The 12,076-nt window shown below is 56.3% G+C and carries 9 protein-coding genes; 8 read left to right on the top strand and 1 reads right to left on the bottom strand.

Going from position 1 to position 12,076, the window contains the following annotated elements:
- The first annotated feature begins 8 nt into the window (after positions 1–8).
- The 8 genes from dapA to alaS all read left to right on the top strand — a co-directional run bounded on the left by dapA (position 9) and on the right by alaS (position 10,232).
- Positions 9–884, top strand: coding sequence for a 4-hydroxy-tetrahydrodipicolinate synthase (dapA, locus tag GGR91_RS06350; RefSeq protein ID WP_183941122.1), 876 nt, complete (start codon positions 9–11; stop codon positions 882–884).
- On the top strand, positions 884–1,366 hold the full coding sequence (smpB, locus tag GGR91_RS06345; protein WP_125230014.1) for an SsrA-binding protein SmpB: 483 nt from the start codon (positions 884–886) through the stop codon (positions 1,364–1,366). The genes dapA and smpB overlap by 1 nt, the downstream gene beginning before the upstream one ends.
- Positions 1,363–1,929 carry a DUF2062 domain-containing protein gene (locus GGR91_RS06340; protein ID WP_183941120.1) on the top strand — a complete coding sequence of 189 codons (567 nt, stop codon included), beginning with the start codon at positions 1,363–1,365 and terminating at the stop codon, positions 1,927–1,929. The genes smpB and GGR91_RS06340 overlap by 4 nt, the downstream gene beginning before the upstream one ends.
- Positions 1,930–2,343: 414 nt before the next feature.
- On the top strand, positions 2,344–4,704 hold the full coding sequence (locus GGR91_RS06335; RefSeq protein ID WP_183941583.1) for a hybrid sensor histidine kinase/response regulator: 2,361 nt from the start codon (positions 2,344–2,346) through the stop codon (positions 4,702–4,704).
- Positions 4,705–4,830: 126 nt separating this feature from the next.
- A complete protein-coding gene (gene recA, locus GGR91_RS06330; protein WP_183941118.1) occupies positions 4,831–5,910 on the top strand; it encodes a recombinase RecA in 1,080 nt (359 codons plus the stop codon).
- Between the two features lie 168 nt (positions 5,911–6,078).
- Positions 6,079–6,897, top strand: a complete 819-nt coding sequence (gene speB / locus GGR91_RS06325) for an agmatinase (RefSeq protein ID WP_183941116.1) — start codon at positions 6,079–6,081, stop codon at positions 6,895–6,897.
- A gap of 2 nt (positions 6,898–6,899) precedes the next feature.
- Entirely contained in the window at positions 6,900–7,526 is a 627-nt protein-coding gene (locus GGR91_RS06320; protein ID WP_183941114.1) for a glutathione S-transferase family protein, read from the top strand.
- A gap of 63 nt (positions 7,527–7,589) precedes the next feature.
- A complete protein-coding gene (alaS, locus tag GGR91_RS06315) occupies positions 7,590–10,232 on the top strand; it encodes an alanine--tRNA ligase (protein WP_183941112.1) in 2,643 nt (880 codons plus the stop codon).
- Here the strand turns inward: alaS and GGR91_RS06310 are convergent.
- Positions 10,229–11,989, bottom strand: a complete 1,761-nt coding sequence (locus tag GGR91_RS06310) for a cation:proton antiporter domain-containing protein (RefSeq protein ID WP_183941110.1) — start codon at positions 11,987–11,989, stop codon at positions 10,229–10,231. The genes alaS and GGR91_RS06310 overlap by 4 nt on opposite strands.
- Positions 11,990–12,076 lie beyond the last annotated feature (87 nt).

Here is a 12,076-nt window from a genome sequence, read left to right as displayed (position 1 = left end):
GTTATGCTATGTTTTCGGGATCGATACCGGCTCTAGTGACTCCTTTTTGCGACGGAGCGTTTAGCGAAAAGCATTTTCGCGCCTTGATCGATTGGCAAATCGACCAAGGATCAAGCGCGCTGGTGCCCGCCGGAACGACCGGTGAAGCGTCAACGCTGTCGAACGCAGAGCATCATCGCGTGATCGAAGTGTGTATAGAGCAAGCCGCCGGGCGCGTGCCCGTGATTGCAGGATGTGGGTCGAATGACACCAACAACGCAATTCTCCATCTTAACTTTTCAAAGAAAAGTGGCGCTGCTGCCGGGCTGGTTGTCGCCCCTTACTATAACCGCCCGAACCAAGAGGGCATTTACGCGCACTTCGAGGCGATGACCAAGAAGAACGACCTGCCTATCGTGCTGTACAATGTGCCTGCGCGCACCGTGACCGACATCAAGCCGGAAACCGTTGCACGCCTTGCGCAGTTGCCGACGGTGATCGGTATCAAGGATGCAAGCGGTGATATGCCACGCGTAACGGACCATCGGTTGGCCTGCGGACCTGATTTCTGCTTACTTTCGGGCGTCGACGAACAGTCGCTTGCGTTCAATGCCGCAGGCGGGCGCGGGTGCATTTCGGTTACAGCAAATGTTGCGCCGAAATTATGCGCAGAATTTCAGGCAGCATGTGCATCGGGTGATTACAACTTGGCACGTGAACTGAATGATAAGCTGTATCCCCTTCATTTAGCCTTGTTTTCTGATGCATCGCCGGGCCCAATTAAATATGCGTTGTCGCGCGTCATCGACGGTTTTCCAACCGAGTTGCGCTTGCCAATGACCCCGCCAAGCGAAGCGAGCCGTCGTCAGGTTGATGCCGCCTTGGAGAATGCAGGGCTTATTTAATGACGCGTCCAAAACCTGAAGCATTCAACAAAGTCAAAACGGTCGCGGAAAACCGACGCGCCCGTTATGATTTTCATATCGATGACAAATATGAGGCCGGGATTGTCCTGACCGGAACCGAAGTGAAATCTTTGCGCTTTGGTGAAGGGTCCATCGCCGAAAGCTATGCCGAAGTTCGCGATGATCAGATTTGGTTGATTAACGCAAATATCCCCGAATTCAGCCACGGGAACCGGTTTAACCACGAACCAAAGCGGCCCAGAAAGTTGCTGTTGAACGAGCGCGAAATAAACAAGCTGCATGGCGCGGTGATGCGGCAGGGCATGACGCTTGTGCCTCTGTCGATTTATTTCAATGGACGCGGCAGGGCGAAAGTGGAATTGGCTTTGGCAAAGGGTAAAAAGGCGCCCGATAAGCGTGCTACCGAGAAAGAGCGGGATTGGAAGCGTGAGCAGGGACGCATTATGCGCGATCGTGGATGAGTAAGTTTAATACCTGGTTGCACAGGCAAGCACCCACGCGCGACAGCTTTGAACGGAGCCGCTTTCTGCGGCCGTTTGCGCAGCGCGTGTTTCATCCAGCTCTCTGGCGCTTTACACGCCGCTCCGTTCCGCGGGGCGTAGCTCTTGGCCTGTTGGTTGGGATTTTCCTTTTGATACCGGGTGTCCAGATTGCTGGTGTTGCGCTGCTTGCGCTGCCATTTCGGGCAAATATCCCCATCGGTGCGGCGATGACGTTCCTGAGTATGCCTGCCACAACGCCATTCATTTTGCTTGGGTCGGTTTATGTCGGTGAATCGGTGCTGCGGTTGAACAATGGCTCAGGCCGCTTTTATGAACTTATCGAGACATCGGCGCCGCTTTCCGCGTGGGGTGATTATGTCTGGAACGAAGCGCCTTTGGCGTTGGTGCAAGGGATTGCAGGGCTTGCGATCATCTCCATCGCGGCGGCTGTCATCGGTTATGTTGTTTCTGCTTGGTTCTGGCGCTGGCGGATAAGCGCCAAGTGGCGACGCCGGTCGAAGTCAGTTGCGTCTCGCGGATAAACTTTTGTAGCCTTTGGCCCGCCAGCCTCTAATCTCCCCATGATATCACGGGAGCATAAAAATGAAATTCGCACTTAAACTCGCATTGGCCGCATCAGTGTCGTTGGCATCGATCGCCGCACCAGCTTTTGCCCAAAGCCAATCTGACGCCACGCAAGAGCCCGCTAAAGACGGCCCGCAACTGGGTAGGTGATTGACTGAATGACCGGCGATCAGCGTTTGATCACGGATCCGCACAGCCCGTCGGAACAACGCGCGTGGGTCGTTCGCAATCTTGACAAATGGTACGATGCGTTCCAGCCGAAAGCAGACGGAAAATTGTACCTCAAGTCTGAGGACCGCGTTCGCATCTGGTAAGGAACCGCTTTGAACAAGATATCCCCGCCGACCCAATTCCAGATGTTTGGCGGGGATATGGATCAATCCGCCAAGCTGGATGTGCGTCAGCTGGCGGTGTTGGTTCTCGCAACCTTATTGTCGCTGGCGATATTGTGGTTTTCGACAGGCAACATCATTCTTGTCGGTTCGTGCGCCGCCGTCATCATTGCGGCGGGTGCGCTCATTCACTTTTTCCGTCATGCTGGTTCGGTCGAGGATGCCGTCGATGTCTCGCCGCCGGATTGGTCCATCGCGCACGCTGCTACGCAGTTGAGCGACGCTGCAATCGCCATAAGTGACCGCGCTGGTCGGCTGGTATGCGCAAATGACCATTTCACCAAAGCGTTTCCCGGACTGAAAGCGCCGCCGGATCTCGGTGTAGATGAATCGAGCCAATCTTTGATGGTCGCGGCAGGTCGTGCAGCATGGCGCGACGGCAGTGCCCAGATCGATAGTATAACGAAGGACCAGCGGGCATATAGCGTCAAGGTTGCGCGCGCGGGCGCCTCTGACGAATATCTATTATGGAGACTCGCACCCATTGAGCGGCTTGCGATTGAAAGCCGTGCGATTGAACTGATTACCGGACGTATCGGGCGCGCCATGTCCGGCAGCGGCGTCATGGCCGTCGCCGTTGGTCCCGACGGCTGCGTGCGTGCCGCAAACGCTGCTTTTGCCTTGCGCGCAACGGGCACGGATCAAGATCCCCTCAATGGCCGTTCATTCGCAGATTTTGTGCGGATGGATGACAAGGGCAGCGTCTTTTTTGAACGCGAAGGACGTCGCGGGCTGCCTATCCGGCTTTTGCATGTGCCGTTGAACGAACATAATGTTGAAGGCTCCGCCTTGCTGCTCGCGGTGGACGAAGAGAGCGCAAAGGTCGACCGCGGCCTCGCGCTGGCACATGTTGAGCAATTGCTCTCCACACTGCCTCTGGGGCTGGCGCTTGTTGATCGCGATGGCAGGTTCCTGTTTGCCAACGACGCATTTGCCCGCGTTCTGGACGTTGAGCCGACCAAATTGCCCCCATATCCTGGCGATTTGGTCATTGCCGAGGACAAAGGCGCGGTTCTGGATAGCATTCGCCGCTATGGTAGTGGCTCCATGACCTCAGGGGATATCGTCATTCGCTTGAAAGAGCGACCCGATGAGGTCATTGCGCTTTCCATCGCTGGCGTGCGTGGGCTTGGCGACGCTGCGGTTCTGCTTGGACTTAAGGATAACAGCGAAGAGATAACGCTGAAGCGGCAGGTCGCACAACAGACGAAGATGGAATCGATCGGGCAGCTTGCAGGCGGTGTTGCGCATGATTTCAACAACATCCTGACCGCGATTATCGGATATTGCGACCTCATGCTGTTGCGGCATCAGCCCGGCGATGGCGATTATGACGATATTCAGCAGATCAAGAACAACTCAAATCGCGCGGCCAGCCTGACCCGTCAGTTGCTCGCATTCTCGCGTCAGCAGACATTGCGTCCACAGATATTACAGTTGGCAAATGTTGTGGCCGACGTATCAAGCTTGCTTAAGCGATTGCTTGGCGAGACGGTCCGGCTTGAGGTGCATCACGGGCGCAATGTCGGCGCTGTGCGCGCTGACCCGGGGCAACTTGAGCAGGTGATCATCAACTTGGGCGTAAATGCCCGCGACGCGATGCCCAAGGGCGGTGTGGTGCACATAAGCACATTGGCGGTGGGTCAGCAGGAAGTCGCTGCGATGGGCAAAGAGTTCTTGCCCGTTGGTGACTATGTCAAATTATCAGTCGAAGACAGTGGTGTCGGTATTTCCAAAGAAAATCTGTCGAAGATATTTGAACCATTTTTCACAACCAAGGAATTGGGTAAGGGCACTGGCCTTGGTCTCTCCACCGTCTACGGCATTGTGAAGCAATCGGGCGGGTTCATTTTTGCCGAGTCAAAAGTCGGCAAAGGAACGCGCTTCGACATCTTTTTACCCGTGCATCGCGGTGAAGCACCTGTTGTCGGGTCGGGCAAAAAGGAATTGTACAAGCCCAAGGATTTGTGGGGCAGCGGCCGGGTCTTGATTGTTGAAGACGAAGACATGGTGCGCGCCGTTGCAGAGCGCGCGTTGGTGCGGCAGGGATATGTCGTGGAAACCGCAAGTGATGGCGAGCAGGCACTTGAACTTTTTGCAGAAGGCAAGCGATATGACCTCGTCGTCTCGGACGTGGTTATGCCCAATATGGATGGCCCGACAATGGCACGCAATTTGCGCGAGACATATGGGGACATCCGCCTGTTGTTCATGTCGGGTTATGCAGAGGAACAGTTGCGCGAGACGATCAGCCTCGACAATGTGTCGTTCCTTGCTAAGCCATTTTCAGTGCAGCAAATTGCGGAAGCGGTCCACGACGCGCTCGCGAGGGCTGATTAGTTTAGGCATTGAAAATAAACGTATAAATAAATTTGTTCCGCTCTTGTTCTTTTGGAACATAAAGTGTACATAGTCGATATTCCGGATGATGTTCTGGAACAGGCATGACGCTAAAGGAGTGGAAAAATGGCAGCAAGTCTTAAAATGGTCGATGGGAATCAGGCAAACGGTATGAAAAGTTCGGAACGTGAAAAGGCGTTAGAAGCGGCGCTTGCGCAGATTGATCGGGCCTTTGGTAAGGGTTCGGCGATGAAGCTGGGTAGCCGTGAGGCGATTGCTATTGATGCAGTGTCCACAGGCTCGCTTGGTCTGGATATTGCGCTTGGCATTGGCGGCCTACCTAAGGGACGGGTCATTGAAATTTATGGACCAGAAAGCTCTGGTAAGACCACGCTGACCCTGCATGCAATTGCAGAGGCGCAGAAGGCAGGCGGTACGGCGGCATTTATCGATGCAGAGCATGCGCTGGATCCGGGCTATGCGAAGAAATTGGGTGTCGATATTGACAACCTCATCGTGTCGCAGCCTGACACGGGTGAGCAAGCACTCGAGATTGCAGATACGTTGGTGCGTTCTAACGCAGTCGACATTTTGGTGATCGACTCGGTCGCTGCTCTTGTGCCGCGCGCCGAAATCGAAGGTGAAATGGGCGACAGCCATGTCGGCTTGCAAGCCCGTTTGATGAGCCAGGCGCTTCGCAAAATCACAGGTTCGATCAGCCGGTCGAACTGCATGGTGATTTTCATCAACCAGATCCGTATGAAAATCGGTGTGATGTACGGTTCGCCCGAAACGACCACTGGCGGTAATGCGTTGAAATTTTATGCGTCGGTCCGTTTGGATATTCGCCGCACGGGTCAGATTAAATCTGGTGAAGATATTGTGGGCAACACAACCCGCGTGAAGGTTGTGAAAAACAAGGTCGCTCCGCCTTTTAAGCAGGTCGAATTCGACATCATGTATGGCGAAGGTATTTCCAAGACCGGCGAACTTTTGGATCTGGGCGTGAAGGCGGGCATTGTCGAAAAGTCTGGCAGCTGGTTCAGCTATGACTCGATCCGTATCGGGCAGGGTCGTGAGAATTCAAAAACCTATCTCACGGAAAATCCTGAAGTCGCGGCACGGTTGGAAGCCGCCATTCGGGGTAAGACTGAAGAAGTCGCTGAAGTCCTGATGACAGGGCCTGACGCGGAAGACGACGTTTAAGAAACATAGGAACAAGCGCGGCCTTGCCTGAGGCCGCTGCTTTCGACCCGCCCTGGTCCACCCCGGGGCGGGTCACTTTGTCTTGCCGCGCATAGATATATGAAAAGTCGAGCGCGCGCTGGCCGCTGACTTCTTGACAGGCAGGGTGGCTAAGGCACAACTGCGTCAATGACATTCCAGATTCACCTGATTGGCTTGCCCACAGATCAAAACAGTTCGTTCGAACGTGGCGCAGCGGCGGCACCGGCGGCAATTCGCCATGCGTTATTTAGCGATCGGGGCAACCTATCGACCGAGTGCGGCCTTGAAATAGGAACCGACATCGCGCTGGTAGATCGCGGGGATGTGCCGCTTTTGGACGTTGATACTGCGGCTGATGACGCGCGCATCATAAAGGCGGTGGCTGACGCGATGGACGCGGGCGCTGTCCCTCTGCTGCTGGGCGGCGATCATTCGGTAACATATCCGGTGGTGGCGACTCTGGCCGCGCGTCATGGTCCACTCAACATCCTGCATTTCGATGCGCACCCCGACATGTATGCCGATTTTGAAGGCAATCCGCGCAGCCATGCATCGCCATTTGCTCGCATATTGGAAGCTGGCCATGCAAAGCGCATTGTTCAAGTCGGCATCCGGACGCTCAACCGCCACTGCCGCGAACAGGCGGAGCGTTACGGCGTTGAAATACTCCCGATGCTGAACTTCTCGCCGGAGCATGTTCCCGTTCTTGAAGGGCCGCTCTACATCAGCTTTGATCTCGATGGCCTTGACCCGTCGGAGGCGCCGGGTGTGGCGCATCCGGAGCCGGGTGGCCTGACGGTGCGCGAAGTCCTGTCGATATTGGCCAAGCAAAATGCGGCAATCGTCGGCGCGGATGTTGTGGAACTTAACCCCCGGCGCGACGTGAACGATGTTACGGCAATCGTCGGGGCCAAGCTGGTTCGGGAAATTGCCGCGCGTATCTATCAAAATCATTCAGGAGAATAACCATGACCATCACAGTGCACCATTTGAACAATTCGCGGTCGCAACGGATTTTGTGGCTCCTCGAAGAATTGAACGTGCCGTATGAAATTCAGCATCATCAGCGCGATGCCGTGACCAATCTTGCGCCCGAGGCGCTTTTGAAAATACATCCTTTGGGTAAGTCACCGATGATAGAAGACGCCGGCAATGTCGTTTTTGAATCAGGGGCCATCGTCGAATATCTGTGTGAACGTCATAACGGTGCGCATCTGGTGCCACCACGCGGGACAGATCAACATATCCGCTACCTTGAGTGGCTGCATTTTGCCGAAGGTTCGGCAATGACGCCGATTTTGCTCAACCTCTACACGGCCCGTCTGGGCGAAGCCGCCGCGCCGCTGCACCCGCGCATTAACGAGCAATTGGAAAGCCATTTCCAGTTCATGGAGGATGGCTTGAACGCCAGCGGATGGTTTGTGGGCGATACGATAAGCGGCGCCGATATCATGTTGAGCTTTCCAGCGGAGGCCGCCGTCAAAATGAGCCGTGCCGCCAACCGCCCGAACCTCACCAAATTTGTGGAAACAATCCACGCGCGGCCGGCATTTCAGCGCGCGCTCGAAAAGGGCGGACCTTATGCTTATGCCTGATGGAGCGGCAAAGTGCATATCCGGCTTGCAGGGCGGCGAGTCGTTCCCTAAGTCGCTTTCGTTATGACATCGACCAATGATATTCGCCGCGGGTTCCTTGATTATTTTGGTGCTGCCCAGCACGACATAGTCTCGTCTGCGCCACTCGTGCCGTACAATGACCCGACATTGATGTTCGTCAATGCCGGCATGGTACCGTTTAAAAACGTATTTACGGGCTTGGAAAGCCGCGAAACGCCGCGTGCAGCTTCAAGCCAGAAATGCGTGCGGGCGGGCGGCAAGCATAATGATCTGGACAATGTCGGCTACACGGCGCGCCACCACACATTCTTTGAAATGCTCGGCAACTTCTCGTTCGGCGATTATTTCAAAGAGCAGGCGATTACCCATGCGTGGACATTGCTGACCAAGGAGTGGGGCCTTGATCCATCGCGCCTAACGACGACGGTTTATCACACTGATGACGAGGCGTTCGACCTGTGGCGCAAGATTGCGGGCCTTCCAGAAGAGCGTATCATCCGTATCGCCACGAACGATAATTTCTGGTCGATGGGCGACACGGGGCCATGCGGTCCGTGCAGCGAAATTTTTTATGACCATGGCGACCATATCTTTGGTGGCCCTCCCGGAAGCCCGGATGAAGATGGCGACCGCTTTGTCGAAATCTGGAACCTCGTGTTCATGCAGTTCGAGCGGCAGGATGACGGCACCGATGTACCGTTGCCAAAGCCATCGATCGATACCGGCATGGGCCTTGAGCGCATCGCGGCGGTCATGCAGGGCGTGCACGACAATTATGATACCGACACGTTCAAGGCGCTTATCAATGCGTCGGAAGAGCTGACCGGCACCAAGGCGCAGGGCGACCAAATGGCCAGCCACCGCGTGATTGCCGACCATTTGCGCTCGACCAGCTTCTTGTTGGCCGATGGTGTTATGCCGTCGAACGAAGGTCGCGGCTATGTTCTGCGCCGCATCATGCGCCGCGCCATGCGTCATGCGCATATCCTTGGCGCGAAAGAGCCATTGATGCACCGTTTGGTCGGCAGCCTTGCCGCGGAAATGGGTGCGGCCTATCCCGAATTGCTGCGCGCGCAACCGATGATCGAAGCGACGTTGAAGCAGGAAGAAACCCAGTTCCGCCGCACGTTGGACAAGGGCATCAAGCTGCTGGATGAAGCCACCACGGGCATGCAACCCGGCGATGTACTTGCCGGCGATACTGCGTTTAAACTGTATGACACATATGGCTTTCCATATGATCTGACCGAAGACGCGTTGCGTGCGCAGGGCTTTGGCATTGATCAGGCCGGTTTTGAAACCGCCATGAACAATCAAAAGGCCATGGCGCGTGCCGCATGGAAGGGTTCTGGCGCGAAGGCATCGGACGACGTCTGGTTCGACATCGCCGAACGCGTTGGTTCGACCGAATTTACAGGTTACGCAGCCAATGAAGGTGAGGGGCAAGTCGTTGCCCTCGTCAACGATGGCGTTGAAGTGCAGTCTGCGGTGGCAAACGACACTGTGACCGTCATCACCAACCAGACGCCATTTTACGGCGAAAGCGGCGGCCAGATGGGCGACGCTGGGGTTATTTCAAGCACCAACATGCGCGGTGATGTCACCGACACGGCAAAGCCGCTTGGACGTTTGCATGCGCATCAGGTCACGATTGGAACAGGCGAGATCAAGGTCGGCGACTTTGTCACCTTGAAGATCGACACAGGCCGCCGTGACGCCCTGCGCGCGAACCATAGCGCAACCCATTTGCTGCACGCATCCTTGCGTGAACGACTGGGCAGTCATGTGACGCAAAAGGGCAGCCTTGTTGCACCGGATCGTCTGCGGTTCGACTTCTCGCATAATCAGGCGGTCACGGCTGATGAAATTGCGATGATTGAAGCCGATGTGAACGCACAAATTCGCGGTAATCAGGCGGTAACTACGCGTTTGATGACCCCCGATGACGCGGTCGCTGCCGGTGCGCTTGCGTTGTTTGGCGAGAAATATGGCGAGGAAGTCCGCGTGCTGACGATGGGCAAGACCGATGACACGCATTATTCGCTCGAACTGTGCGGTGGCACGCATGTCAACGCATTGGGCGACATTGCGTTGTTTACGATCATTTCTGAAGGCGCTGTCGCAAGCGGTATCCGCCGGATTGAGGCATTGACCGGAGAGGCCGCGCGCCTCTGGCTCGTTGGCCGCGAAACACAGTTGAAGAATGTCGCCGCGATGCTGAAAACTGCGCCTGATGAAGTCGGCGCGCGTATTGAAACATTGATGAGCGAACGCAAGCGGATGGAGAAAGAACTCTCCGAAGCCAAAACGGCGCTCGCATTGTCCGGTGGCAGTGGTCCCAAGGCAGAAGCCGAAACAATCGGTGATGTCACATTCATGGGGCAGGTCATCAACGGTATTGAGCCAAAGGCCCTGCGCGGTTTGGCCGATGACCAGATGAAAGCCATTGGCAGCGGCATCGTCGCCATCATCGCGGCGAATGAGAACAGCAACACCGTCGTTGTCGCCGTCTCACCCGCGCTCCACGCTACGTTGACCGCTCCAGACCTCGTTCGCGCCGCGACCGAGGCAATGGGCGCTCAAGGTGGCGGTGGACGTCCCGACATGGCGCAAGGTGGTGGCCCAGCTGGCGCTGAGCTGGCGCAGGCGGCGTTGGATGCCATCAGGGCAAAGATTGCCGGTTAAGAGGTAAGCTTGAGCTTGGGGGCCTCGTCGAGGCCGCCGGCTTCTTTAATCTGCCGCCGGAATTCGTCGCGTTTTTCGTGGATCGATGCGATCACGGGGCCCATGGCGACGCCGAGGTCGACGAGCACGGCTTCCGATAGCTGTAGCGAGCTTTCCAGCGTTTCTGGAACGGCATCGGTTGCGCCGGCCTGATACAGGCGTGCGGCATGGTCTGCATCGCGTGCACGCGCGACGATAGTGATGTCGGGCAACCATTGACGGACGCGCTTGACGATATGTTCGGCGAGCACCGGTTGATCCATGGTCAGGATAAGCGCCTTTGCGTGGCCAAGGCTTAACTTGTCCAATGTTTCGGGCCGTGAGATGTCCCCAAAGATAACTTTATACCCGCCGCGCCGCGCGGCTGTGACCGCATCCACATTGGATTCAACCGCAACATAAGGCTGCCCATGCATCGTGAGCATGTCGGCCACCAAATGACCGACCCGGCCAAAGCCGATAACGACCGTGCGCGGTTCCTGCGTCGGGTCTTGTTCATGCACTTCGTCATCGCTTTCGCGCAGTTCAAGTCGCCGTGCCATATCGTGACCGATACGCGCCAATATCGGTGTGATGGTCAACCCAATCGCCGTTGCGACTTGCCAGAAATTGATGGTCGCGGCGTCAATGATCTGCGCCGCGCCGGCTGCGCCTAACACAATGAGGGTGGTTTCGGATGGGCTTCCCATAAGAACGCCTGTCTCGGTCGCGGTTCCCGTGCGTGCGCCGTTCAATTTCAGCAGGCCCGCGGTAACCGCCGCCTTTATCAGAACGACACTGGCAACTGCACCGACCAACGCCGCCCAATTGGCCGCGACAAAGCGCAGATCAACTTGCATGCCGATGCTGATTAGAAACACACCCAGCGCCAGCCCCTTGAACGGCGCGGTCATGACGGCGACTTCGGTATGATAGTCCGTCTCGGCGATTAACAGGCCAGCGATCATTGCGCCGACGATGGGCGAAAGGCCAACCGCGCCGGTCGCGAGACTGGCCACGATCACCACCAACAGGCTGACCGACACAAATAGTTCCGGGCTTTTGGTGCGCGCGGCCTGTCCGAACAGGCGGGGCAGGAAGAAACGGCCAAGCACAAGCATACCGACGATCACCAATGTGCCCTGCCAGAGCACAGTAACCATGCCCTCCCACGAATCCGAACCCGCTTGTGGTGCCAGTGCGCCCAGGACGAAGATGATCGGGACGATGGCAAGATCTTCGAAAAGCAGCATCGCAAGGGCCGATTTGCCAACGGCGGAATGCGTGCCTGATATGGGCAGCACAAGCGCAGTCGATGAAAGCGCCAGCGCAACGCCGATGCCAATCGCCGCCGTCAGGTTATATCCAAAAAGCAAAAGACCCGCGGCAATGATGAGCCCCGCACCGAACAATTGCGCTGCGCCGACGCCAAAAACCAGACGCCGCATCTTCCACAATCGCCGAAAGGACAGTTCAAGCCCAATGGTGAATAGCAATAAGATAATGCCATATTCGCCAATGGGTCCAATAGCCTCGGGATTGGTGATGGTGACCCATTCAAGCAATGGATAACGTTCGACCAAAGTGCCGAGGCCCATGGGGCCGACCAATATTCCCACCAAGATGAAACCGATAATAGGCGTGATGCGAAAACGGGCGAAGGCCGGGATGACGATGCCAGCTGCGCCCAGAATGACGAGCAGATCGCTGATGCTTTCACCGTGTAGTTCGCCTGCCATGCCCACCTTCTACGCCAATGCCGTATGAAAAGGGAAGGACCGGACAATAAAAAAGCGCGGAGGTCGCCCCCCGCGCTTTGTTGTACT

Source organism: Sphingorhabdus rigui (assembly GCF_014196595.1).
Lineage (GTDB): Bacteria > Pseudomonadota > Alphaproteobacteria > Sphingomonadales > Sphingomonadaceae > Sphingorhabdus_B > Sphingorhabdus_B rigui.
The sequence above is the reverse complement of the archived record's forward strand: the minus strand, read 5'-3'. Positions and strand labels throughout refer to the sequence as shown.

Excerpts from the sequence above, each read along its gene's own strand:
- GGR91_RS06335 (WP_183941583.1), top strand. The coding sequence starts at position 2,344 with ATGGATCAATCCGCCAAGCTGGATGTGCGTCAGCTGGCGGTGTTGGTT.
- recA (WP_183941118.1), top strand. The coding sequence starts at position 4,831 with ATGGCAGCAAGTCTTAAAATGGTCGATGGGAATCAGGCAAACGGTATG.
- GGR91_RS06310 (WP_183941110.1), bottom strand. The coding sequence starts at position 11,989 with ATGGCAGGCGAACTACACGGTGAAAGCATCAGCGATCTGCTCGTCATT.
- smpB (WP_125230014.1), top strand. The coding sequence starts at position 884 with ATGACGCGTCCAAAACCTGAAGCATTCAACAAAGTCAAAACGGTCGCG.
- alaS (WP_183941112.1), top strand. The coding sequence starts at position 7,590 with ATGACATCGACCAATGATATTCGCCGCGGGTTCCTTGATTATTTTGGT.
- GGR91_RS06340 (WP_183941120.1), top strand. The coding sequence starts at position 1,363 with ATGAGTAAGTTTAATACCTGGTTGCACAGGCAAGCACCCACGCGCGAC.
- GGR91_RS06320 (WP_183941114.1), top strand. The coding sequence starts at position 6,900 with ATGACCATCACAGTGCACCATTTGAACAATTCGCGGTCGCAACGGATT.
- dapA (WP_183941122.1), top strand. The coding sequence starts at position 9 with ATGTTTTCGGGATCGATACCGGCTCTAGTGACTCCTTTTTGCGACGGA.
- speB (WP_183941116.1), top strand. The coding sequence starts at position 6,079 with ATGACATTCCAGATTCACCTGATTGGCTTGCCCACAGATCAAAACAGT.